Origin of the sequence: Microbacterium sp. NPDC097977 (assembly GCF_040302605.1) — a bacterium.
In the GTDB taxonomy this organism is placed as follows: domain Bacteria; phylum Actinomycetota; class Actinomycetes; order Actinomycetales; family Microbacteriaceae; genus Microbacterium.
The window spans coordinates 1-24,107 of record NZ_JBEOUR010000054.1 but is presented as its reverse complement, the minus strand read 5'-3'; the positions used below and the strand labels follow the sequence as shown (position 1 = coordinate 24,107).

Sequence of the window (24,107 nt, the reverse complement as noted above, 5' to 3'; positions counted from 1 at the left end):
GTCAGACTGTGCTCGTGAAGCTCGAATTCGCGCCGTCGGCGCGGTCCACCGTCGGCCTGGAGTGGGAGATCATGCTCGCCGATCCGGTGAGCGGCGATCTGGTCGGACGCGCGCCCGAGCTCCTCTCCGCTCTCGAGGCGGAGAGCGCCCACGAGCGCCATACGGTGACCGGCGAGCTTCTCACCAACACGATCGAGGTGACCAGTGGGATCGGCGATTCGGTGGCCCACGCGGTCGACGACATCGCCAACGCGATCGCCGCGGTCCGCTCCGCCACGGATCCCGCCGGGATCGAGCTGCTCTCCGCCGGAAGCCACCCGTTCGCCCAGTGGTTCGATCAGGCGGTCACCGACAAGACGCGCTATCACACGCTGATCGAGCGCACCCAGTGGTGGGGCCGCAACATGATGATCTGGGGCATCCACGTCCACATCGGCGTCGAGGATCAGCGCAAGGTCATCCCGATCATCAACGCCCTCGCCGCCTACCTGCCTCATCTGCAGGCGCTGTCGGCATCCAGCCCGTTCTGGGCGGGCGAGCGCACGGGTTACGCCTCGAACCGCGCGCTGGTGTTCCAGCAGCTCCCGACGGCCGGCCTGCCCTGGCCGCTGCAGGACTGGTCGGAGTACGAGTCGTACCTCGACGACATGGTGCGCACGGGGGTCATGGCGGATGCCACAGAGGTGCGGTGGGACATCCGTCCGGCACCGCGGTGGGGCACGATCGAGGTGCGCGCGTGCGACGGCCTCTCGTCGCTGCCCGAGCTGGCCGCGGTCGCAGCACTCGTACAGGTCCTCGTGGAGCATCTCTCGCGTCAGATGGACGAGGGGCGCTCCCTCTCCCGGATGCCGGCGTGGTTCCACCGCGAGAACAAGTGGCGTGCCGCACGGTACGGACTCGACGCGCGCGTGATCGTGGATGCCGACGGCACCCAGCGCCCGGTGCGAGAGCATCTCGTCGAGATCCTCGAGGAGCTGGCTCCGATCGCGGTCGAACTCGGGTGCGTCCGGGAGTTCGGCAGCATCGGCACGATCCTGAGCGACGGTGCCAGCTACGAGCGCCAGCTGACCATCGCGAACGCGACCGGCGGCGATCTCCGCGCGGTGGTGCAGCATCTGATCAGAGAGTTCCGCACCGGCCCGGAATCGTCGACGCAGGAGCCGTAGTCCTCAGTCGTCGAGGAGTCGGCGCGCGAGTCCCTCATCGAGGACGACGTCGGTGACGAGCTCGGCCGCGATCGCCGCGCGCAGACTGACGAGCTTGGGCACGCCGGAGACCACGCACACCCGCCGTGGCACGCGGCGGAGCCGGTCGAGTCCCGGGCCCGTCGCCCGGGCATTGACGCGGATGTCCCGCCACGACCCGTCCGCACGGAAGAACACGGTGGCGACGTCGCCGATCGCGTGGTCCTCGCGCAGACTGCGGTAGTCGTCGCGGCTGAGGTAGCCGCCGACATACACGCGGCTCGGCACTTCGGCCGCGGGAGAACCGAGGCTGAAAACGGCGATGTCCATCTTGGACTGCAGATCGAGCACTCGACGGGTGCTGCGCTCGCGCCACATCGCCTCCCGGGTCGACGGGTCGTCGAAGAACGCCGGCACCGGGAACTGCTGCACCTGCGCTCCGAAGGCGCTGCCGAATCTCTGCAGGATGTCGCTGGAGTACTCCACGCCGCTGGTCTGCGTGTTGCCCGCGCCGTTGAGCTGCACGAACGTGGTGTTGTGGGTCTCCTTCTGGGTGAGCCCTCTGCTGACCGCGCTGATCGTCGACCCCCAGGCCACACCGACGATCATGTTGGAGTCCACGAACTGCGAGAGCAGGCGCCCCGCCGTCAGGGCGACGCGGTCGAGGCGCTCGACCTCGCTGACGATCTCCGGGATCGGCACGACGTGCGCGACCACGTGGTAGCGATCCTTGATGTGCTGCTCCAGCATCCCGAGCCGTTCCAGCGGGGAATTGATGCGGATGTCGACGAGCCCGCTCTCCCGCGCGAAGCTGAGCAGCCGCGACACCGAGGATCGGGACGTCTTCAACTCCTTGGCGATGACCTCCATCGTCTTGTCCTGCATGTAATAGAGCTGCGCGGCGGTGAGCGCGGCGATCAGCTTCGCGTCGCGGAATCCCGCGTCGGACTGGCTCATGACGACCTCCTCCCCCCGATACTTGCACATATGTGCAGCTGGCTTGCGCGTAACGGGCGCATGGGTCGAAGCTGGGTGCAAGCAGAGAGAGAAGGGTCGAAGATGATCGAGTCGACACACTCATCACCGGAACGCGCCGAAGTCCGCGCGGTCCGTGAATCCGGACGTACGACCGTCCTTGTCATCGGAGCCGGCATCAACGGCATCTCCACATTCCGAGATCTCGCCCTTCAGGGCGTCGACGTCGTGCTCGTCGAGCGCGGGGACTTCGCCTCGGGTGCGTCCGCCGCGTCGAGCCACATGATCCACGGCGGCATCCGCTACCTGGAGAACGGCGAATTCCGACTCGTCCGCGAGTCGGTCGAGGAGCGCAACGGCCTGCTCAAGATCGCTCCGCACTACGTCAAGCCGCTGCAGACCACGATCCCGATCTACTCCACGTTCTCGGGCATCCTCTCGGCGCCGCTGCGCTTCCTCACGCACAAGAGCGGGAAGCCCCAGGAGCGCGGCGCGTTCCTGATCAAGATCGGTCTCACGATCTACGACACGTTCTCCCGCGATGGCGGCACCGTGCCGCGTCACCGGTTCCTCGGACGCAAGAAGTCGCTCGCCGAGCTTCCCGCGATCGACCCGAACATCAAGTACACGGCGACCTACTACGACGCCTCGATGCACGATCCCGAGCGCCTGGCCCTCGACGTCCTCCAGGACGGACTCGCCGCGCACCCGGGAGCGGTCGCACTGAACTACGTCGAGGCGATCTCGCGCGACGGAGCGAACGTCGTGCTGCGCGACCGCGAGAGCGGCACGGAGTTCCCGATCACCGCCGACGTCGTCGTCAACGCCTCGGGTCCGTGGACCGACCTCACCAACGACGCGCTCGGCACCGACACCCGCTTCATGGGCGGCACCAAGGGCTCGCACATCGTGCTGGATCACCCGGAGCTGCTCGAGGCGACCCGCGGACGCGAGATCTTCTTCGAGCACTCCGACGGACGCATCGTGCTCATCTACCCGCTCAAGGGCCGCGTGCTCGTCGGGACCACCGACATCGACGCCGACCCGCGCGAGGTCCCGGTGTGCACGGAAGAGGAGATCGACTACTTCTTCGACCTCATCCACCATGTGTTCCCCGAGATCGATGTGACGCGCGAGCAGATCGTCTTCAACTTCTCCGGCATCCGCCCGCTTCCTCGCCATGAGGACACCGCACCCGGTTTCGTATCCCGTGACTACCGCATCGAGGTCGACGAGAAGGGCGCCGCCCCGCTCGTCAGCCTCGTCGGAGGAAAGTGGACGACCTTCCGCGCTCTCGGCGAGTCCCTGTCGGACGTGGTCCTCGGACTCCTCGGACGCACCCGCACGGTGTCGACCGCCGGTCGCGCCATCGGTGGCGGCCGAGACTTCCCTCGCACCGAGAAGGCGCGTCGGATCTGGATCCAGGAGAACCTGCCCGGCGCCGGAGATCGCGCCGAGCGTCTTCTCGCCCGGTACGGCACGCGCGCCGCCCAGGTCTGGGCCCACATCGAGCAGGGCGAGGACGCACCCCTCGCCGGCGGCGACCTGTCCACCCGTGAGCTCGCCTGGATGGTCGAGAACGAGATGGTCGCCCGACTGCAGGACGTGATCCTGCGCCGCACCAGCATCGCCTTCACCGGCAATGCGGACGCGGATGTGCTCGAGGAGCTTGCAGACGCGCTCGCTTCTCTGCTCGACTGGGACCGGGCACGGCACGATGCCGAACTCGAGCAGACGCGACTGCTCCTGAACGAACGACATGGACTCCAGATCTCGTCTCGCGCACGCGGCTGACGAGAGATCCGAACGCCGCCCTCCACGCGGTGTAACTCCCAACAAGTGCCGGGGCTATGGGGCCCCGGCACTCAAGAAAGGTCAATGAAGACATGACTGATGTGAATCTCGGTCTCTACTTCCTGTCGGAGTTCGTCGGCACAGCGATGCTGATCCTCCTGGGTTGTGGTGTGGTCGCGAACGTCGCCCTGGCGAAGAACAAGGGCTTCGGCGGCGGCTTCCTGATGGTCAACTGGGGATGGGGCCTCGCGGTCTTCGTCGGTGTCCTCGCCTCCGCGTACTCCGGTGCGATCCTGAACCCCGCCGTCGGCATCGGACTCCTGATCGGCGGGAAGATCGACTTCTCGCAGTTCGCGGTCGCCACCGGCGCCGAGCTCCTCGGTGCCATCGTCGGTGCGATCCTCACCTGGCTCGCCTACAAGCAGCACTTCGACGAGGAGCCCGACGCGGCGAACAAGCTCGGCGTCTTCTCGACCGGTCCCGCGATCCGCTCCTACGGATGGAACCTGGTCACCGAGGTGATCGGCACCTTCGTGCTCGTCTTCGCGGTCTTCGCGTTCGCCGACTACGGCGTCGCGGACATCGGCACCCCCGGAGGCCTCGGACCGCTCAGCGCTCTGCCCGTCGCCCTCGTCGTGGTGGCCATCGGCGCGTCGCTCGGTGGACCGACCGGATACGCCATCAACCCCGCACGTGACCTCGGTCCTCGTATCGCGCACGCCATCCTGCCGATCAAGGGCAAGGGCTCCAGCGACTGGTCCTACTCGTGGGTCCCCGTCGTGGGTCCGCTGATCGGTGGAGCACTCGCCGCTCTCGCCGCCCCGGTCCTGCTGAACCTCGCCTGATCCGAACCTGACTTCAAAGGAGAACACCATGGCTGACTACATCCTCGCCATCGACCAGGGAACCACCTCGAGCCGCGCGATCATCTTCGACAAGAAGGGGAGCATCATCGCGACGGGCCAGAAGGAGCACGAGCAGATCCTGCCCAAGGCCGGGTGGGTCGAGCACGACGCCTCCGAGATCTGGCGCAACGTGCAGGAGGTCATCGGTCTGGCGCTGAGCCGCGCCGACCTGACCCGCCACGACATCGCCGCGGTCGGCATCACCAATCAGCGCGAGACCGCGGTCGTCTGGGACAAGACCACCGGCAAGCCCGCCTACAACGCCATCGTCTGGCAGGACACCCGCACGCAGGCGATCGTCGATCGCCTGGCGGCGGACGGCGGCGTCGAGCGGTTCAAGCCCATCGTCGGCCTCCCGCTCGCGACCTACTTCTCGGGAACCAAGATCGCCTGGATCCTCGAGAACGTCGACGGAGCCCGCGAGAAGGCGGAGGCCGGTGACCTGATCTTCGGCACCACCGACAGCTGGGTGCTCTGGAACCTCACCGGCGGCGTCGACGGCGGCGTGCACGTCACGGATGTCACGAACGCCTCCCGCACGATGTTCATGGATCTCGAGACGCTCGAGTGGCGCGACGACATCCTCGAGGCCTTCGGCGTTCCGCGCTCGATGATGCCGGAGATCCGCTCCTCCTCCGAGGTCTACGGCGCCGCAGAGGACTCCTCGCTGCTGCGCGAGACCCCGATCGCGGGCATCCTCGGTGACCAGCAGGCTGCCACCTTCGGCCAGGCCGCATTCCAGCAGGGTGAGAGCAAGAACACCTACGGCACCGGCTGCTTCCTGATCTTCAACACGGGCGAGGAGATCGTCCACTCGAAGAACGGTCTGCTCACCACCGTCGGCTACAAGCTCGGCGACCAGCCCACGCACTACGCGCTCGAAGGCTCGATCGCCGTCACCGGGTCGCTGATCCAGTGGCTGCGCGACCAGCTCGGGATCATCTCGTCCGCTCCCGAGGTCGAGGAGCTGGCCGAGAAGGTCGAGGACAACGGCGGCGTGTACATCGTGCCGGCCTTCTCCGGCCTCTTCGCCCCGTACTGGCGTCCGGACGCGCGCGGTGCGATCGTCGGCCTCACCCGCTATGCGAACAAGAACCACATCGCGCGCGCCGCTCTGGAGGCCGTGGCCTTCCAGACCCGCGACGTGCTCGACGCCGTGAACGCGGATGCGGGCGTGGACCTGACGGAACTCAAGGTCGACGGCGGCATGGTCGCCAACGATGCGCTCATGCAGTTCCAGGCGGATGTCCTCGGCGTCCCGGTGGTCCGCCCCGTGGTCGCTGAGACCACCGCCCTCGGCGCGGCGTACGCCGCCGGGCTCGCCGTCGGGTTCTGGAACGGTCTCGACGACCTCTCCGCGAACTGGCAGGAAGACCGCCGGTGGGAGCCGTCGCTCGATGCGGCCGAGCGCGATCGCCAGCTGCGTCTGTGGCGCAAGGCCGTCGACAAGTCGATGGACTGGGTCGACGACGACGTGAAGTGACCTCAGTGTCGTGAGGGAGCGGGCTCGGAGGATTCCTCCGGGCCCGCTTCGTCATCCGAGACCCCCGTGCCGCTCCCGGTCCGGGTCGACGTCTCCAGCGCGCGGAGCAGCGCGGATGTGACGCCGCGCGGCGAACGGGCGTCCCACGCCGCGTACTCGATCCGTTCGGGCCCGTCGACCAGCGCGACGGCGACCACCTCGGACGAGGCGGAGGCGACCACTCCCGGCGCCAGCAGCGTCACGGCGACGCCGGCGCCCACGAGGCCGAGGATGAGCGCGGCGGAGTCCGCCTCGAAGGCGACATCGCGGGGGATCCCCGCCGCGGCGAACGCCGCGTCGCTCTGTGCGCGCCCCGAGGTCCCGGAAGGGAAGTCGGCGAAGGTCTCATCCGCGAGGTCTGCCAGGCGCACGCGTGGACGCGCTGCCAGCCGGTGCCCCCGTGGCACCGCAGCCGCGAGCCGCTCCCGGGAGAGCTCCCGCACGGCGACCCCCTGCGGCTCCGCGTCCGCTCGCAGACCGAGCAGTGCGGCATCGAGCTCACCCCGGCGCAGCGCCTCGACGAGCGCGTCGCTGTTGCCGACGGTGAGCTCGACCCTGGCGTCCGGATGGGCGGAGCGGAATCTCGCGATGAGCACGGGCACATCGAGCGCGGTGACGGTGGGGATGATGCCCAGTCGGAGCGTGCCCACGACCCGCCCGCCTGTCGAGGTCGCCGCTTCCCTGGCCGTGTCGGCCGCGGTGACCGCGGCGCGCGCATGCACGAGGAAGGCCTCCCCCGCCTCGGTGACGCGCACGCTGCGACTGGATCGGACGAACAGCCGTTCTCCGAGCTCGCGCTCGAGGGCTGCGACCTGATGACTGAGTGCGGACTGCGTCACGAAGCACCGCTCCGCCGCGCGGGTGAAGCTCTGCGTCGCCGCGACCTCGATGACGTACCTCAGCTGCTGCAGCTCCATGTAAAAATGATCCCTCGTCATGGTTGCGGTGACAACCATGCATTGGACTCATCGTCGCAGAGATCGCACGCTGGAGGGATGAACCGCACGACGACACTGCTCCTCACCGCGCTGGCACCTCTCTCCTGGGGCACCACCTACCTGGTGACGACCGCTCTCCTCCCCGCGGGTCATCCGCTTCTGGCGGGTCTGCTGAGATCCCTCCCCGCGGGCCTCATCGCTCTCGCGATCGGAAGGACGCTGCCGCGGCGGGGCTGGTGGGCCAAAGCGCTGATCCTGGGCATCCTCAATATCGGCGCCTTCTTCGCGCTCCTGTTCCTCGCGGCCGAGCGCCTACCCGGAGGCGTTGCGGCCGCCGTCGCCGGCGTGCAGCCGCTGATCATCCTCGCGCTGGGTGCCCTGGTCGTACAGGAGCGCATCCGCCCGACGACGGCGACCGCCGCCGTGGTGGGCGCGGGCGGCGTGGCTCTGATCGTGCTGGGTCCGGCGGCATCGCTCGACCTGCTCGGCGTGCTCGCGGCGATCGGGGGCGTGACCGCGACCGCGCTCGGAATGGTCCTCACCAAGCGCTGGGGTCGGCCGTCCGGCGTCGGACCGGTCGCGTATGCGGGCTGGCAGCTGACCGCGGGCGGGCTCTTCCTGCTGCCGCTCACCCTCATGTTCGAAGGTCTCCCCCCGGCGATCGACGGCACCGCGGCCCTCGGCTACCTGTGGCTCGGGAGCGTCGGCGGCCTGCTCGCGTACACGCTCTGGTTCCGCGGCATCCAGCAGCTGCCCGTGATCGCGCCGGGGTTGCTCGCGCTCCTCTCCCCCGTGGTCGCAGCGATTCTTGGCACACTGGTCGCCGGAGAGAGGTTCACGCCTGTGCAGACGGTCGGCCTCGCGCTGGTCCTGCTGGCTCTCGTCGCGGGACAGCTCGGAGCACTGCGCCGCCCGCGCGCCTGAGCGTCAGCCCTTGCCGAACAGCTTCTGGATCTCGGCGAGGTCGGCTTCGCTGGGCGCCTTCGCACCACCGAGGCCGAAGCCCGATCCCGTCGGGGTCGAGGACGGTGCGATCCCGGCGTTCTCGGCGGCGCGCTTCGCGGGATTGCCCGAGCGGGATGTTGCCGCGGACTTGCCCTTCTTGCCGCGCTTCGACGATGCTCCCGGCTTGCCCATCCCGGGCATCGATCCCATCCCCGGGATGTTCGGCGTGCCGCCGCGGGCGACGGTCTTCATCATCTTGGCCGCCTGGTCGAAGCGTTGCACGAGCTGGTTGACGTCCGTGACCGTCATCCCTGAACCGCGCGCGATGCGCAGTCGACGAGATCCGTTCAGCACCTTCGGGTTGCGGCGCTCGCCGGGCGTCATCGACCGGATGATGGCCTCGGTGCGATCGATCTCACGCTCGTCGAAGTCGTCGAGCTGCTGCTTCATCTGCCCCATGCCGGGGAGCATCCCCAGCATCTTCTTCATCGATCCCATCTTCTTCATCTGCTGAAGCTGGTCGAGGAAGTCTTCGAGGGTGAATTGCTCGGTGGCGAGCTTCTCGGCCATCTTGACGGCCTCTTCCTCATCGAAGGCCTGCTGGGCCTGCTCGATGAGGGTGAGGATGTCGCCGAGGTCGAGGATGCGACTCGCCATACGGTCCGGGTAGAAGGGCTCGAGGTCTTCGAGTCGCTCGCCGGTCGACGCGAAGATGATCGGGCGCCCGGTCACCGAGGCGACGGAGAGCGCTGCGCCACCGCGCGCGTCACCGTCGAGCTTGGACAGCACGACGCCGGTGAAGTCCACGCCCTCCTGGAAGGCCTTCGCGGTGTTGACGGCATCCTGACCGATCATGGCGTCGATGACGAAGAGGACCTCGTCGGGATCCGTGGCCTTGCGGATGTCCGAGGCCTGCTTCATCAGCTCGGCATCGACGCCGAGACGACCGGCGGTGTCGATGATGACGACGTCGTGCTGGTGGCGACGCGCGTGCTCGACGCCGTCGCGCGACACGCGCACCGGGTCACCGACGCCGTTGCCGGGTTCGGGGGCGTAGATCGTCGCGCCCGCCTGCTCGGCCACGACCTGCAGCTGATTGACGGCGTTCGGACGCTGGAGGTCGGCGGCGACGAGCAGAGGCGTGTGCCCCTCCCCCTCGAGCTGCTTCGCGAGCTTGCCGGCGAAGGTCGTCTTTCCCGAGCCCTGCAGTCCCGCGAGCATGATCACGGTCGGCGCGGTCTTGGCGAACCGCAGGCGGCGCTGCTCGCCGCCGAGGATCTGGACCAGCTCCTCATTGACGATCTGCACGACCTGCTGCGCCGGGTTGAGGGCCTTGTTGACCTCATCGCCCAGTGCCCGCTCACGCACCTTCGCGGTGAACTCCTTGACGACGACGAGTGCGACGTCGGCATCAAGCAGTGCGCGACGGATCTCGCGCACGGTGCCGTCGACGTCGGCCGCCGTGAGCTTTCCCTTCGTGCGCAGATTGCGGAAGGTCTCGGTGAGCCGATCGGAGAGCGTGCCAAAGGTAGCCATGGTGACACCGAGTTTACGCGACTCGCAGACACATCACGGCGCGGGATGCGCGCGAACGCGGTCAGCGCGTCGAAGCCCGCCAGGGCAGTGCGTCGACGGCCCGCACCGCGTCGTCGAACCTCTCCGAGACGGTGCCCCGACCGGCCCCGCTCTCCGCCCAGGCCCGCACCGCTGCGAGGACGGCCGCCGACCAGGTCGCAGCGACGATGTCGGCGGAGACCGGAGTGACGCCGGATCGCAGTGCGAGGTCACGCAGCGCCGCAGACAGCCGCGCCTGGCGCAGCGCCGCATCCTGCACCAACTCGTCGTCGAGCTCCATCGCCGAGGCGTTCGTCATCGCGAGAGCGAGACTGTCGGGTGCGAAGTCCGCGACCAGCGTCGTGAGGATGCGCCTGACCTCGCTTCCCTGACGATCCTGCGGCACGGCGCTCAGGTCCTCGACGGCTCCGGCGATCCGGTCGTCCAAGCCCGACCACAGCACGTCACTCTTCGAGGAGAAGTAGTTGAAGAAGCTCGACCGGCTCACTCCCGCCCGCTGGGTGATGTCGGCGACGGACGTCGCGTCGTAGCCGCGCTCGAGGAAGAGCTCGCAGGCGGCATCGGCCAGCGTCTCGCGAGACGAGGCCCTCGGGCGTCCGGCGCGGCTTGAGCTGATCATGCTCACACGCTACCGCGCGCCGCGTCGCCGCGACGTGGATCGCAGTGAGGGGTATTGTTAGACGCAATCCATCTATCCCGAGTGGGAGTGACATGACCACGCTCGACATCCTGACTCCGCGCCTCGCGCCCGACTACGTCCCCTATCCCGAGGGATGGGATCTGCAGCGCCGCGTGCATGCCGACGTGGTCGCGGGCGATCGCCCCGACACCCTGATCCTGCTGGAGCACGAGGCCGTGTACACGGCGGGGAAGCGCACAGAGGCGCAGGAGAGACCTCACGACGGCACGCCGGTCATCGATGTCGACCGAGGAGGGAAGATCACCTGGCACGGTCCGGGGCAGCTCGTGGGATATCCGATCGTCCGTCTTCCCGAGCCGATGGACGTGGTCGCCCATGTCCGCCGCCTCGAGCGCCTGCTGATCGACGTGCTCCGTCCGCTCGGTGTCGACGGGTATCAGGTCGACGGCCGCAGCGGCGTCTGGGTGCGTCGCCCCCTCTCGGAGGACAAGGTCGCCGCGATCGGCGTGCGCGTGCAGCAGGGCGTCACCATGCACGGCTTCGCGATCAACTGCGACAACAGCCTCGCCGGCTTCGGGGGCATCATCCCCTGCGGCATCACCGACGCAGGCGTCACGACGGTGAGCGAGGTCGTCGGAGCGGACATCTCCCCGGCCGACGTCGTCGACGCGGTGTCCACCGCCTTCCTCGCCGAGTACTCGACCCCCCACCACGCAGGAGTTCCCGCATGACCGCCGCACCCGAGGGACGCAAGCTCCTCCGCCTCGAGATCCGCAATGCGGAGACCCCGATCGAGCGCAAGCCCGAGTGGATCAAGACCAAGGCGAAGATGGGACCCGAGTACACGGCTCTGCATTCGCTGGTGAAGAGCGAAGACCTGCACACGGTGTGCCAAGAGGCCGGCTGCCCGAACATCTTCGAGTGCTGGGAGGATCGGGAGGCGACGTTCCTCATCGGCGGTTCGCAGTGCACGAGACGCTGCGACTTCTGCCAGATCGACACGGGGAAGCCGGATGCCTACGACACCGACGAGCCCCGCCGCGTCGCCGAGAGCGTCGCGCGTATGAACCTCCGCTACGCCACCGTGACGAGCGTGGCCCGCGACGACCTTCCCGACACGGGCGCATGGCTCAACGCCGAGACCGTCCGCAGGATCCACGAGCTCAACCCGAACACCGGTGTCGAGCTGCTCGCCAACGAGCACAATGCCGATCCCGCATTCCTCGGCCAGATCTTCGACGCGCGTCCCGAGGTGTTCGCGCACAATGTCGAGACGGTGCCCCGCATCTTCAAGCGCATCCGTCCGGCGTTCCGTTACGAGCGCTCCCTCGACGTCCTCACGCAGGGACGCAACGCGGGCCTGATCACCAAGTCCAATCTCATCCTCGGCATGGGCGAGGAGCCGGAGGAGGTGGTGCAGGCGCTGCACGACCTGCATGACGCCGGGTGCGACATCATCACCATCACGCAGTACCTGCGCCCGTCGCCTCGGCACCTGCCGGTGTCCCGCTGGGTCAAGCCCGCCGAGTTCGTGGAGTTCAAGGAGGAAGCGGAGCGCATCGGGTTCCTCGGCGTGCTCGCGGGTCCGCTGGTGCGCTCGTCGTACCGCGCGGGCCGCCTGTGGGCCCAGTCGATGGTGTCGAAGGGACGGGAGATCCCCCCGCACCTCGCGCACATCGCCGAGAGCGCCGACCTCGGGTTCGCTCAGGCCGTCTGAGCACCGGCGTCCGTCATACGGAGTCCCGCCGGTGCCGACCGCTCAGTCGGCGCTCATCACCGACTGCACGCTGCCGTCGGAACCGAGGTTCACGAGCAGCACGTCGTCGGTGGTGCCGGCGTCGAGTGCGTACTCGAGCACCGCGAACGGCTCGGATCCCCCGTGCTCGTCGGCCAGGATCGTCATGCTCATCAGCCGCAGCGAGCGGATGATGTCGACGGCGGCATCGCCGCTCACATCGACCAGCACCTCCTCCAGCTCGTCGCCGTACGCCTCCTGCTGCTGCAGGATGTACTCGGTCACCTCGCTGGTGCGATCGTCGACCTCTGCGAGCATCCCGCGGCGGGAGGTGTCATCGACGCTCTCCAGCCCGGCGATCAGCGATGCCGCGATGTCGAGGGCGTCGGTGGAGACGTCGTCCTGATCGGGGGCCGTGAGATCGACGGTGACGCTCTGGTCGCCGAGCTCCACGGTCTCCGACCAGAAGATCGAGCCGTCGGGTCCTGACGACAGGAGTCCGAAGTAGTCGTGTTCGATCGCCATAACGCTATGAAACCAGCCTCGTGCTCGCGGCGGTAGTCCCGTCGTCAGCCGACGAGCGACTGGACGAAGACATGGGGGGTGAATCCGGTGAGGTCGTCGATTCCCTCGCCCTGTCCGAGGAGCTTGACGGGGATGCCGGTGCGCTCCTGGACGGCGAGGACGAAGCCCGCTTTGGCGGAGCCGTCGAGCTTCGTGAGGACGAGTCCCGTCACCCCCGCGTGCTCGAGGAACGCCTCGGCCTGCATGACGCCGTTCTGCCCGGTGGTGGCGTCGAGGACGAGCAGGACCTCGCTGATCGGAGCCTGCTTCTCGATCACCCGACGGATCTTGGTGAGCTCGTCCATCAGTCCGCCCTTGGTGTGCAGCCGACCGGCGGTGTCGATGATCGCGATCTCGATGCCTTCGCGCTTGGCGTACTCGATGGTCTGGAACGCGACGGATGCCGGATCCTGCCCCTCCTGCTGCGGGCGCACGATGGCCGCGCCGCCACGCTGAGCCCAGGTGGCGAGCTGGTCGACCGCGGCCGCGCGGAACGTGTCCGCAGCGCCGACGACCACGCTGCGCTGGAATCCGCGGAGGAACTTGGTGAACTTTCCGATGGTCGTGGTCTTGCCGACCCCGTTCACTCCCACGACGAGCACCACGGCCGGGCGTTCGGTGAGCTTCAGCGTCGTGTCGAACTTCGCGAAATGCTCCTCGAGAGTCTCACGGAGCATGCGCTGCAGATCCTGTGGATCGGTCGTGCGGAAGCGCTCGACCTTCTCGCGCAGCTCGTCGACGACGCGCTCGCTGATGTCCGGGCCGAAGTCGGCCGTGATCAGCGCCGTCTCGAGGTCCTCCCACGTCGTCTCATCGATCGTGGGCTTGACGAACATCCCGCGCAGTGCTCGGGTGAGGGACCAGGACTTCTCCGCCATGGGTCCAGCCTACGGGTACCATCCTGAGCGGCCCTGACGTGGGTGTACGCCCTGAGCACAACTTCGGATGACGGAGGCGGCGCTCCGGGCATCCGGGTCTCCGGCCGGCATGGCGCGACACGGCATTCGTATCCGTGCCCGGGCGGGGTCGAGTTCTTGCCCGAGCGGCAGGCGAAGGCGTGCAGCGGCGTGTCGACCCGCGGATGCCGCGTCAGACGGCGGCGCGGTCTCCGACACGCTGTCCGACGACGGCGGAGACGCCGTCCTGGCGCATCGAGACGCCGTACAGCGCATCCGCGATCTCCATCGTGCGCTTCTGGTGCGTGATGACCAGAAGCTGCGAGCTCTCGCGAAGCTGTTCGAACACCGTCAGGAGCCGACCGAGGTTCGCGTCGTCCAGAGCCGCCTCGACCTCGTCGAGGATGTAGAACGGGCTCGGCCGCGCTTTGAAGATGGCGACCAGCAGCGCCACCGCCGCGAGCGACCGCTCACCACCGGAGAGCAGCGAGAGCCGCTCGATCTTCTTGCCGACCGGTCGCACCGAGACCTCGATGCCGGTGGTCAGCATGTTGTCGGGGTCGGTGAGAGAGATGCTGCCGGAACCACCGGGGAAGAGCAGCGGGAACACTTCGCCGAACGCCCGTTTGGTGTCCTCGAAGGCGCTCGCGAAGATGATCTGCATGCGCTCGTCGAGGTCGGCGATGATGGTCAGCAGATCCTGGCGGGTCTGGGTCAGATCTGCCAGCTGCTCGGTGAGGAAGGCGTGCCGCTGCTCGAGGGCCGCGAACTCCTCCAGCGCGAGCGGATTGACGCGACCGAGCTGGGCGAGCTTGCGTTCCGCGTCGGCGAGTCGACGCTGCTGGATGCGGCGATCGAACGGGATCGCCGAGTCGTCCGCGTGATCCTCTTCGCTCGGCGCGGCGCCGGGGTCGCGCGGAACGAGCTGGTCCGGACCATATTCCGTAACGAGAATATCTTCGTCGAGCGCGAGCTCCGAGGCAACGCGCTCCAGGAGGCTGTTGAGGTGGAGCTTCTTCTCGTGGATCTGCAGTTCGAGTCCATGCACGCTCTCGGTGAGCCCGGCGAGACGCTCGCGCAACGACGACTCCTGCGCACGCAGCGCGGTGAGCTCCTCGTTCTGCGCCGATCGCGCAGCTTCCGCCTCCGCCAGCACGACTCGCGCCTCGGTGACGGAACGATCTATCGAGTCCAGGATCCGCGGCAGCTCCGATGCGACACCGGCGGCGGCTTCGCGCTGCGCCCTCCTGATGACCGCACGGCGGGCGGCCTCGGCCGCGGCATCCCGCTCCTGTTCGCGCTGTCGCTCCAGACTCGCGACCCGCGACTGCGCCGCGCGCACGCGCTCTCGCAGCGTCTCGATGTCGAGTCGCGCCCGCACCTCGGCCTCCCGGGCGAGTTCGAGCGTCTCCAGAAGTCCGTCGCGAGCGGATGCATCGAGCACAGGGCGCGGCGCCGATACCGCAGCCTCCAACTCGGCCTTCGTGGACTCCGCCTTCGCCGCGGCGTCTTCGACCGCCGTCTGCGCCTGCTCCATACCGGCCTCGAGTCGCTCGCACTCGGCGACCGCCGACTCGTGCGTGACCGTGATGCGGTTCACCTGCTCGGCGTGGCTGGCGAGCGCTGCGTCGTGCTCGCGCAGAGCCCGCAGCGCGTCCTTGGCGTGTCGACGAGAGACCTCGACGGTCTCGTTCGCCTCCTCGCGCGCCTCGCGCAGAGTGTCGACGATCACCTGCACCTCAGCGAGCCGCTCGTTCGCGGCATCACGCTCAGCCGCGAGCTCGAGTCTCGATCGCTCGCCGCCTGACCCTGTGCGCAGAGTCTGCGCGGTGACGACATCGCCTCCGGTGGTGACGATCGTCGTGGTGGTGTCTCCGGTGGCATCGAGTGCGGCGCGGGCGCCGCGAGCCGCGTCCAGCCCGTCGGCGATCAGCACGTGCGAGAGGATGCCGAGCACCCCCTCAGGTGCGGTGACCGTGTCGACCGCGGGAGTCACGCCATCGATCTCGGGGAGCTGGACCACAGGCCTCGGAGCATCGGCGACCACGAAGTCGACCACTCCCCTGCGCTGTGTGGCCGCATCGTGGGCTAGGGAGAAGGCGTCGGCGGAATCGCCGACCAGCACCCCCTCGGCGAGCGGGCCGAGGACCGCGGCGATGGCCGCCTCGAATCCGGCTCTGACCTGCACGGAATCGCCGACCAGACCACGGATGCCGCGACCGCCGGCCTTGACGATCTCCGCCGCGCCGCCGGAGATGGCCAGTGCGCTGCCGAGTGCGGCGGACTTCGCGGTGAGCGCGTCGACTTCGCGCTCCGCCGCGTGCAGCCGCTCGCGCAATGCCTCGCGATCGGTCTCCGCAGCCGTCGCAGCGCGCTGCGCGGTCTCGTATGCGGCGGAGTGCTCGGCCGCCGTCCCCTCGGGTGCCTCGGTGTCGTCGATCGCCTCGAGCGCCTCCGCGGCCTCGCGTCGCCGGTTCTCGGCGGCCTCGAGCGCGTTCTGCTGGCGGAGCACCGCGCCGCGCACAGCCGCCAGAGCCGATGCCGCAGCATCCGCCGTGCCCCGCAGAGAGCTGATGCGCATGTCGTAGGCCGAGACCAGAGCGCTCTGCTCGGCGATGTCGACGTCGAGGGTGTCGAGTTCGGCCCGCGCCAGCATGACCTCCCTGCTCGCCGCCGTCGCCGCTTCCTGGGCGTCGCCGAGTCCGGCCGAGATCTCGGTGATCTCGTCCTTCGCCTCATCGATCGTGCTCTGCGTCACGGTGACCGAGGTCACGGCCGCGTCGTCCTCCTCGGAACCGAGGAGCGCGAGTCGCTGATTCGCGAGGGTGTACAGCCCGCGCATCCGCTCCTGAACCTGTTCGAGCCCGAAGGCGACCCCGCGTGCCTGGTCGACCGCGACGGAGTTCTGGTCCTGTTCGAGCCGCGCGATGCCGGCTCGAACAGCCTCGGCCTGATCCGAGAGCACCAGACGCTCGGTGTGACGCTCGTGCTCCGTGCGGGTGTGGTCTGCCAGAGCGGTCCGGAGCGCGACGACGTCGTCGGCGAAGATACGGGCTTTGGCGTCGCGGACCACGGCGGCGATCGTCGCAGCTTCTCTGGCCACCTCGGCCTGGCGCCCGAGCGGCTTCAGCTGGCGGCGGATCTCCCCCGCGAGGTCGCTCAGGCGTGTGAGGTTCGTCTCCATCGCATCGAGCTTGCGGAGCGTCTTCTCCTTGCGCCGCCGGTGCTTGAGGATGCCTGCGGCTTCTTCGATGAAGCCGCGTCGGTCTTCGGGGGACGCCTGCAGCACGGTGTCGAGACGACCCTGGCCGACGATGACGTGCATCTCGCGCCCGAGCCCGGAGTCGCTGAGCAGTTCCTGCAGGTCGAGCAGGCGACAGGTCTCCCCGTTGATGGCGTATTCGCTCGAGCCGCTGCGGAACAGCGTCCTGCTGATCGTCACCTCTGCGAACTCGATGGGCAGCGCGCCGTCGCTGTTGTCGATCGTGAGCTGCACCTCGGCACGCCCCAGCGGCCCCCTCGTCGAGGTCCCGGCGAAGATGACATCCTCCATCTTGCCGCCGCGCAGGGTCTTGGCCCCCTGTTCGCCCATGACCCAGGCGAGGGCGTCGACGACGTTGGACTTGCCGGATCCGTTGGGCCCGACGATGCAGGTGACACCCGGTTCGAAGACGAAGCTCGTGGGCTGCGCGAAGGACTTGAACCCCTTGAGGGTCAGGCTCTTCAGATGCATGCGCGTACCGCGCTTCGGGGGTGGATCACGCCCATACGCTACCGGAATCACGCGGCAGGACAGGCATCCCGCGCTGGCCGTCGGTGAACTCGATGCCCTCGCGACACGCCGACCGGACACGCCTGTGCTTGACGGACACGCCCGGGTGTCGCTACCGTAACCTGCGGATCGCCACACGAAAGGAGGTTACCGATGATGATCACAATCACTGCACAGGCCACTGGCCTCGCCGCGCCGTTCGCGCCGCGTCTTGCGCATTCGGTAGCCGCCGGCGTCCACACCAGCTCTCTCTCGTAGAGCCGAGGACCCCGCGCGCCGCCATCCGCTGCGCACCGCCCGTCTCGGGCATCCTCTGACGCGTGTCCGCACGCCCACCCTCTGCTCCGCCTCGGAGCACGGATCCCCGCCGCATCCGGCGGTCGCGCCTTCGGCGCGACCCGGATCGCGCACCGCTGCACCGCGCCCCCGCTCCGCGTCGACGGCGCCCGTGCTGCTCCCCGCACCACACACACTCGAAGGACCATCGTGAACACGACGTTGCACCGCAACCTCACCCACCCGCCCGATACCGAGGACCAGCTGGTCCTCCATCTCCCCGCTCCTGACGAGCTGCGTCGTCTCGCGCTCGCGGATCGTCTGTCACTGCGGATCGGCCTCTGGCTGCTCCAGCGGGCGCAGCGACCGCGTCGCGAGCGGCGTGTCGCACCGCCCGCGGCGTACGACCCGCTGCATCTCGACCGCCGGGAACGACCCCCCGCCGAATCGTTCGCCCTGCTCACCTACGACCTGCAGCGTCAGCTGCGATGACCTGGAGGCCTCAGATGAGCATCTCTCTGATCGAGGACGCGACGCTGCATCCGCTCGTGCTGCCGGCACGGGCGGATGCCGCGGACGCGGCCGAGTTCCGCGAGCTGTCCCGTGTCCGCAACGAGGTGTACCGCGAGTTGACGGGGCGCACCGAGCAGGACCTCACCCCCGAGGCTCTGCTGCCTCTGCTCCGCTCGCGGGCGGAGCGGACCACGGTCGCGTGGATCGTGCGCGACGCCGGCGAGATGGTCGGTCGCGCGGTGGTCGACATCCCTCACGAAGAGGGGTCGAAGGTCGCCATCGCCTCGATCGAACTGCATCCGCGGGTCTGGGGTCGCGGTATCGCGACGGCCATCCTGCCGCACCTGGAGGCTGTCGTGCGCGCGCACGGTCGCACCGTCATCCAGAACTGGACCGAGCAGCAGGCGAGCGACGGCGCACGGTTGGAGGCGCGCACCGGGTTCGGAAGCGTGCCGGACGACCATGTCGCACGGTTCCTGCTGCGCCACGGCTTCACCCTCGAGCAGGTGTATCGCGTGAGCCGTCTCGACCTGACGCCGGATGCGCGCGCTCTCGCGGCCTCGCTTCTCGATGAGGCGAAGGCGCATTCACCGGGCTATCGAGTGCGACAGTGGATGGCACCCACCCCACCCGAGCATCGGGACGGCTACGCATGGCTCAAGTCGCGCATGTCCACCGACGCCCCGTCGGCGGATCTCGAAGCGGACGAGGAGTCGTGGGATGCGGAGCGCCTGATCGCGGGTGAGGCGCGTCTGGCCGAGATGGGCCAGGAACTCCAGGTCACGGTCGCACAGCACCTCGAGACGGGTGCGCTGGCGGCTTTCACCGAGCTCGGCATCGGACCCGACCGCACGGGCACGACGCATCAGCACGACACTCTGGTCCTGAAAGAGCACCGTGGCCACCGTCTCGGCCAGCTGGTGAAGTGCGCCGCGATGCTCTCGTGGATCGACATCGCACCGGAGTCGACGGACATCATCACCTACAACGCCGAGGAGAATCGGCCCATGCTCGCCATCAACGAGGCCATGGGCTTCACAGCCATCGCCTATGAGGGCGCCTGGAAGAAGGACCTGACATGACCACCATCGAGATCGCACCGACCATCTCGCCGCTGACCGTTCCGAGCTCGCTCGACGACGAGGATGCCGCGGACTTCCGCGCCTACGCGGACCTGAACCGGCAGATCTGCGACGAGACCGTCGGTCTCCCGGACCTCGCCCCTGACGCCGCTCAGCTGCTGGCCGGATGGCAGGACGGGACCGACACCCTCCACACGGGCTTCGTCGCGCGGCGCGAAGACGAGATCGTCGGCATGGTCACGATCGACTACGCCCAGGAGGAGGACGCGCACGCCGCGGAAGTCGACCTGATGGTGCCCGAGCGGTACTGGGGGCAGGGGGTCGAAGACGCCCTGCTCGCTCTGGCCGAGACCGAGGCACGCGCCCACGGTCGCTCGCTGGTGCAGATCTGGTCGCTGCACCGCCCCATCGAGAAGGAGCGCATGCTCGCGCCGCGCACCGGGTGGGGGCGCATCCCGGCGATCCCCCTGTCCGACCTGCTGGAGGCACGCGGGTACGAACTCGAGCAGGTCGAGCGCAACAGCGAGTTCGACCTCCGCGCAGACCCGGCGCCTCTGCGGGCGGCGAGGCTGGCCGCGGAGTCGGCCGCCGGTGAGGACTATCGCGTCCTGCAGTGGATGGCGCCGACTCCCGCGGAGCTCCGCCCCGGATACGCGGCGATCCTCGCTCGTCTCTCGACGGATGCGCCGAGCGGCGACATGGACTTCGTGGCCGAGGTGTGGGACGCCGACCGTGTGGAGCGCCGGGAGCGACGCCTCACCGGAGCCGGGCAGGCGCTCTCGATCGTGGCCGTGCAGCACATCCCCACGGGCGACATCGTCGCCTACAACGAGCTGCTCATCGGCGCGGACCGCACCGGAGTGACCCATCAGTTCGGCACACTGGTCTCGAGCGCGCACCGAGGTCACCGTCTCGGCGCACTGGTGAAGACCGTGAACCTCCTGCACTGGCGCGAGGTCATGCCCCGGTCGTCGACGGTCTCGACGTTCAACGCGGAGGAGAACCGTCCGATGCTGAGCATCAACGAAGCCCTCGGCTTCGTCCCGGTCTCGTACTCGGGGGCATGGCAGAAGCGGCTGTGAAGGTCATCCGATCGGTGTACTCGGCGCGAGGCGGATCATCCGCCTGACCGATGCACCGATCGGGTGCCTGCAGCGAGGCTGGACACATGAACAACTCCGTCCTCGACGCGCACGCTCTGACCAAGACCTACGGCGAGACACATGCTCTCGCCGGAGTGGATCTGTCCATCACACGCGGCGAATCCGTCGCGATCATGGGCGCATCCGGCTCGGGTAAATCCACCCTGCTGCACGTGCTCGCCGGCATCATCGTCCCCGACACCGGCACCGTGACGTACCGCCCCGCGACCGGCGCGGCGATCGAGCTGTCCGCTCTCGGCGAGTCCGCACGCTCGCGTCTGAGACGGGAGCGGTTCGGCTTCGTCTTCCAGCAGGGCCTGCTCATCCCCGAGCTCACCGCCGTCGAGAACGTCGCGCTCGCCTCGATGATCAACGGCGTGAAGCGAGCGGATGCCGTGACGCACGCGGCCGCCTGGCTCGCGGCGCTCGGTCTCGCCGGAATGGAGGATCGCCGCATCGGCGAGCTCTCCGGCGGTCAGGCCCAACGCGTCGCGATCGCGCGCGCACAGGCGACCGGCGCCGATCTGGTGTTCGCCGACGAGCCCACCGGCGCCCTGGACTCGCATACCTCGCAGGAGGTGATGGACGCGCTCCTTTGGTCGACGACCGGCCAGGGACGCACCCTGCTCGTCGTCACCCACGACGCTGAGGTCGCCGCACGGTGCTCCCGCATCGTCGCGGTCCGCGATGGCATGGCCGCGTCCTCGGGGGTGTCCGCATGAACCCGAACGTGCTCGCGTTGCTCCTGCGTCCCACGAAGGAGCAGACCGGCGTGGTGGTGCTTCCCATCGTCGCCTTCGGCGTGGTGACCGCCCTCGTGCTCACCGTCGTCGGCGGCGCTCAGTCGTTCTGGGGATGGACCGACGACTTCGCCCCGATCTATCAGGCGCTGGCCGCGATCGCTCTCGTACTGCTGGTGGTGCCGCTGACGACCCTCGGCGGCGCCGCGGCCCGACTCTCCGCTCGTCGGCGAGACGAGCGGCTCTCCACCCTGCGTCTGCTCGGCGTCACGCCGATGGGTGTGGGGGTCGTCACGGTGATCGAGTCGGTCGTGGTCGCCGCTGCCGGCGCCATCATCGGGGTGATCGCCTACCTCCTGGTCTCACCGCTGATCGGACTGATCCCCTTCCGTGGTGCTGCCCTCGGCCTCGACGCCGTGCTGCTGAACCCGGCGGGCGTCGCAGCGGTCGTCGGCGGCATCCTCGTCGTCGCCGCGGGAAGCTCCGCCCTCGGACTGCGGCGCGTGATCATCTCGCCGCTGGGCGTGCGGTTGCGGGCGACGGCCGCACCCGTGCACTGGATTCGTGCCGTCCTCGGCGTCGCGGTCATCGTGGTCGCATTCGCCGTGGTGAAGGTCTTCCCCACGGTCGCCGGACTCGCCGTCACGATCACCGTGCTCGCGATCACGTTCGCGCTCGCACTCGCGGTGCTCAACGTCATCGGACCGTGGGTGCTCAAGATCACCGCGTCGCGACACCTGCGTCGAGCGCAGACACCCGAGAGGCTGCTCGCCGCGCGCATGGTGCTCGACGCGCCCAAGGCTGCCTGGCGTCAGGTCAGCGGAATCGCCATGGCCAGCTTCATGGCCGTGTTCGCCGGAACCGGCGTCTCGCTGATCAACGCGATGGGCAGCGAGGCCGCCGCGGCCTCGGACGCCGCGCTCGCCGCCGACATGCGCACGGGGCTCATCATCACGCTCGTCGGCTCGTTCCTGATGGTCGCCGCGTCCGTCGGGGTGAACCAGGCGTCCGCTGTTCTCGACCAGAGAGAGCTGCACCAGAGTCTGCACCGACTCGGTGTGCCGGTCTCGACCGTCGACCGTGCCCGTCAGCGTGCGATCATGTCGCCGCTGCTGATCACCGCCCTCGGTTCCGCCCTGTGCGCGGCCGTGCTCGTGTTCCCGCTGCTCGGCATCGCGCTGATCGTCGCCCCGGAATCCCTGCTCACGATCGGCGGAGTCCTTGCGCTCGGCATCGCGGTGGTCTGGGCCAGCACCCGGGCGACCGCGCCGCTGCTGGGCCGCTCGTTCCGCGCTGTATGACGCCGTGTGCCTCATCCCCCGCAGGACGAGGGCGCAGATCCGAGGTGCGAGCGAGCGCTCAGCGGCGTCGCTGGCACCTCGGGCAGTAGTGGCTCGAACGGTTCATGAACGCCTCACGGACGATCAGGGTGCCGCATCGGGGGCACGGCTGGCCGCCTCGCCCGTACGCGTTCAGGGAGTGCGCGAAGTAGCCGGCCTGGCCGTTCACGTTCACGTACTGCGAATCGAAGCTCGTCCCGCCCTCCGCGAGTGCCTTCGCCAGCACGAGCCTGATCTCGCCGAGCAGCCGCTTCACCGCCGCGGTGGAGAGCACGTCGGCGGGAGTCTCGGGGTGGATGCGCGCCGCCCACAGCGACTCGTCGGCGTAGATGTTCCCCACGCCGCTGATGACCTGCTGGTCGAGCAGCACCCGCTTGACGGCACTGCGGCGGCGTCGCAGCGCGCGCACGAAGTCGGCGTCGTGGAAGAGCGGATCGACGGGGTCCCGGGCGATGTGCACGACCTGGGTGGGGATGCGAGACGGGCCGTCCGGCACCAGACGATCGACGGCGAGCGAGCCGAAGGTGCGCTGGTCGGCGAAGACGATCGCGAGCTCGCCGTGCTGAGGATGCTCGACGAAGATGCGGATCCGCTCATGGCGTTCGGCTGCGGCATCCGGCGAACGCAACAGCATCTGTCCGCTCATGCCCAGGTGCGCGATCAGTGCATCGTCGTCGGAGTCGAGCGGCAGCCAGAGGAACTTGCCACGCCTCTCGGCTCCGGAGAACGTGCGGCCCTCGAGACGGGACACGAAGTCGGCCGCGCCGGCGAGGTGACGGGTGAGAGCCCTCTCATCGAGGACCGAGACCGCAGTGATCGTCGATCCCGTGGCCGCCGGAGCGAGGCCGGCTCTGACGACTTCTACCTCGGGAAGCTCAGGCACGCTCGTTCAGCAGTCGCCACGCGCTGAGCGCAGCAGCCATCTCGGCGGTCTTCTTGCTGCTGCCCTTGCCGGTCATCGCGACATCGCCGACGACGACGGTCGCGAGGAAGCGACGGTCATGATCGGGACCGCTCGCCTCGACCGAATACACGGGCGGGGGTGAACCGGCGCGAGCCGCGAGCTCCTGAAGACTCGTCTTCGGGTCCATCGCGGCGCCGTAGCGCTCGGGATCGGCCAGCAGCGGTGCGGTCAGCCGCAGCACGAGCTCGGTTGCGGCGTCGGGGCCTGCCGACAGGTACGTCGCCCCGATCACGGCCTCCATGGTGTCGGCGAGGATCGAGTCCTTGTCGCGTCCGCCGGTCTGCTCCTCGCCCCGACCCAACCGCAGGTGACTGCCGAGGCCGATGGCTCGTGCGACCTCCGCCAGGGCGACGGTCGACACCACGCTGGCGCGCCGCTTGGCGAGCTCCCCCTCGTCGAGCGTGGGGTGCGTGGTGAAGAGCATCACGGTGACGGCCTGGCCGAGAACGGAGTCGCCGAGGAACTCCAGGCGCTCGTTATGAGGGATGCCCCCATGCTCGTAGGCGTAGGAGCGATGGGTGAGAGCCAACTCCAGAAGCTCCGCGTCGATCCTCGCTCTGATCGGTTCAGTTCCGGGGCGACACCAGGTCGGGGTGGTGGATCGC

At 68.7% G+C, this 24,107-nt stretch carries 21 protein-coding genes; 12 read left to right on the top strand and 9 right to left on the bottom strand.

Features of this window, described 5'->3' with window-relative positions:
- The first annotated feature begins 71 nt into the window (after positions 1-71).
- On the top strand, positions 72-1,166 hold the full coding sequence (locus ABTZ43_RS12515) for a glutamate--cysteine ligase (RefSeq protein WP_502885384.1): 1,095 nt from the start codon (positions 72-74) through the stop codon (positions 1,164-1,166).
- A gap of 3 nt (positions 1,167-1,169) precedes the next feature.
- Here the strand turns inward: ABTZ43_RS12515 and ABTZ43_RS12510 are convergent, their stop codons facing one another.
- Positions 1,170-2,141: a sugar-binding transcriptional regulator gene (locus tag ABTZ43_RS12510; protein ID WP_082539353.1), complete on the bottom strand. Its 972-nt coding sequence runs from the start codon at positions 2,139-2,141 to the stop codon at positions 1,170-1,172.
- Positions 2,142-2,243: 102 nt separating this feature from the next.
- On the opposite strand from ABTZ43_RS12510, the gene ABTZ43_RS12505 reads away from it, so the two are divergent.
- The 3 genes from ABTZ43_RS12505 (at position 2,244) to glpK (ending at position 6,341) form a co-directional block, all read left to right on the top strand.
- Positions 2,244-3,953: a glycerol-3-phosphate dehydrogenase/oxidase gene (locus tag ABTZ43_RS12505; RefSeq protein ID WP_056417143.1), complete on the top strand. Its 1,710-nt coding sequence runs from the start codon at positions 2,244-2,246 to the stop codon at positions 3,951-3,953.
- Between the two features lie 92 nt (positions 3,954-4,045).
- Positions 4,046-4,798: an MIP/aquaporin family protein gene (locus tag ABTZ43_RS12500; RefSeq protein WP_056417141.1), complete on the top strand. Its 753-nt coding sequence runs from the start codon at positions 4,046-4,048 to the stop codon at positions 4,796-4,798.
- A 28-nt stretch (positions 4,799-4,826) separates the two neighbouring features.
- A complete protein-coding gene (glpK, locus tag ABTZ43_RS12495) occupies positions 4,827-6,341 on the top strand; it encodes a glycerol kinase GlpK (protein WP_149423124.1) in 1,515 nt (504 codons plus the stop codon).
- 2 nt (positions 6,342-6,343) lie between these two features.
- On the opposite strand, the gene ABTZ43_RS12490 is transcribed toward glpK, so the two are convergent.
- Positions 6,344-7,336: a LysR family transcriptional regulator gene (locus tag ABTZ43_RS12490; protein WP_350539053.1), complete on the bottom strand. Its 993-nt coding sequence runs from the start codon at positions 7,334-7,336 to the stop codon at positions 6,344-6,346.
- A gap of 39 nt (positions 7,337-7,375) precedes the next feature.
- On the opposite strand from ABTZ43_RS12490, the gene ABTZ43_RS12485 reads away from it, so the two are divergent.
- Complete coding sequence (locus ABTZ43_RS12485; RefSeq protein WP_350539051.1) at positions 7,376-8,242, top strand: EamA family transporter; 867 nt, start codon at positions 7,376-7,378, stop codon at positions 8,240-8,242.
- Between the two features lie 3 nt (positions 8,243-8,245).
- Here the strand turns inward: ABTZ43_RS12485 and ffh are convergent, their stop codons facing one another.
- Together ffh and ABTZ43_RS12475 are read right to left on the bottom strand one after the other, a co-directional pair.
- Entirely contained in the window at positions 8,246-9,799 is a 1,554-nt protein-coding gene (ffh, locus tag ABTZ43_RS12480; RefSeq protein WP_056417131.1) for a signal recognition particle protein, read from the bottom strand.
- 61 nt (positions 9,800-9,860) lie between these two features.
- Positions 9,861-10,457, bottom strand: coding sequence for a TetR/AcrR family transcriptional regulator (locus ABTZ43_RS12475; RefSeq protein WP_350539050.1), 597 nt, complete (start codon positions 10,455-10,457; stop codon positions 9,861-9,863).
- A 92-nt stretch (positions 10,458-10,549) separates the two neighbouring features.
- Here ABTZ43_RS12475 and lipB point away from each other — a divergent pair, with 92 nt between their 5' ends.
- Positions 10,550-11,209: a lipoyl(octanoyl) transferase LipB gene (gene lipB, locus ABTZ43_RS12470; protein WP_350539049.1), complete on the top strand. Its 660-nt coding sequence runs from the start codon at positions 10,550-10,552 to the stop codon at positions 11,207-11,209.
- Positions 11,206-12,195 (top strand): lipoyl synthase, encoded by a 990-nt coding sequence (lipA, locus tag ABTZ43_RS12465; RefSeq protein ID WP_149423129.1) that lies wholly within the window; start codon positions 11,206-11,208, stop codon positions 12,193-12,195. The genes lipB and lipA overlap by 4 nt, the downstream gene beginning before the upstream one ends.
- A 42-nt stretch (positions 12,196-12,237) precedes the next feature.
- Here lipA and ABTZ43_RS12460 read toward each other — a convergent pair whose 3' ends face one another.
- The 3 genes from ABTZ43_RS12460 to smc all read right to left on the bottom strand — a co-directional run bounded on the left by ABTZ43_RS12460 (position 12,238) and on the right by smc (position 17,406).
- Positions 12,238-12,738, bottom strand: coding sequence for a DUF2004 domain-containing protein (locus ABTZ43_RS12460; RefSeq protein WP_056417120.1), 501 nt, complete (start codon positions 12,736-12,738; stop codon positions 12,238-12,240).
- 44 nt (positions 12,739-12,782) lie between these two features.
- A complete protein-coding gene (gene ftsY, locus ABTZ43_RS12455; RefSeq protein WP_045255238.1) occupies positions 12,783-13,655 on the bottom strand; it encodes a signal recognition particle-docking protein FtsY in 873 nt (290 codons plus the stop codon).
- A gap of 211 nt (positions 13,656-13,866) precedes the next feature.
- Positions 13,867-17,406 (bottom strand): chromosome segregation protein SMC, encoded by a 3,540-nt coding sequence (gene smc / locus ABTZ43_RS12450; RefSeq protein WP_350539048.1) that lies wholly within the window; start codon positions 17,404-17,406, stop codon positions 13,867-13,869.
- 525 nt (positions 17,407-17,931) lie between these two features.
- On the opposite strand from smc, the gene ABTZ43_RS12445 reads away from it, so the two are divergent.
- From ABTZ43_RS12445 to ABTZ43_RS12425, 5 genes are all read left to right on the top strand, one after another.
- Complete coding sequence (locus tag ABTZ43_RS12445; RefSeq protein ID WP_350539047.1) at positions 17,932-18,213, top strand: hypothetical protein; 282 nt, start codon at positions 17,932-17,934, stop codon at positions 18,211-18,213.
- A gap of 14 nt (positions 18,214-18,227) precedes the next feature.
- Positions 18,228-19,316 carry a GNAT family N-acetyltransferase gene (locus ABTZ43_RS12440; protein ID WP_350539046.1) on the top strand — a complete coding sequence of 363 codons (1,089 nt, stop codon included), beginning with the start codon at positions 18,228-18,230 and terminating at the stop codon, positions 19,314-19,316.
- Positions 19,313-20,398, top strand: a complete 1,086-nt coding sequence (locus ABTZ43_RS12435) for a GNAT family N-acetyltransferase (RefSeq protein WP_350539045.1) — start codon at positions 19,313-19,315, stop codon at positions 20,396-20,398. Before ABTZ43_RS12440 ends, ABTZ43_RS12435 begins: the two co-directional genes overlap by 4 nt.
- 86 nt (positions 20,399-20,484) lie before the next feature.
- Positions 20,485-21,180 (top strand): ABC transporter ATP-binding protein, encoded by a 696-nt coding sequence (locus tag ABTZ43_RS12430; protein WP_350539044.1) that lies wholly within the window; start codon positions 20,485-20,487, stop codon positions 21,178-21,180.
- The gene (locus ABTZ43_RS12425) at positions 21,177-22,499 is read left to right on the top strand and encodes an FtsX-like permease family protein (protein ID WP_350539043.1); all 1,323 of its coding nucleotides are present in this window, start codon (positions 21,177-21,179) and stop codon (positions 22,497-22,499) included. Before ABTZ43_RS12430 ends, ABTZ43_RS12425 begins: the two co-directional genes overlap by 4 nt.
- Before the next feature lie 58 nt (positions 22,500-22,557).
- Here the strand turns inward: ABTZ43_RS12425 and mutM are convergent, their stop codons facing one another.
- Both mutM and rnc read right to left on the bottom strand, forming a co-directional pair.
- A complete protein-coding gene (gene mutM, locus ABTZ43_RS12420) occupies positions 22,558-23,421 on the bottom strand; it encodes a bifunctional DNA-formamidopyrimidine glycosylase/DNA-(apurinic or apyrimidinic site) lyase (protein ID WP_350539042.1) in 864 nt (287 codons plus the stop codon).
- Positions 23,414-24,064: a ribonuclease III gene (rnc, locus tag ABTZ43_RS12415; protein ID WP_350539056.1), complete on the bottom strand. Its 651-nt coding sequence runs from the start codon at positions 24,062-24,064 to the stop codon at positions 23,414-23,416. The genes mutM and rnc overlap by 8 nt, the downstream gene beginning before the upstream one ends.
- Positions 24,065-24,107 lie beyond the last annotated feature (43 nt).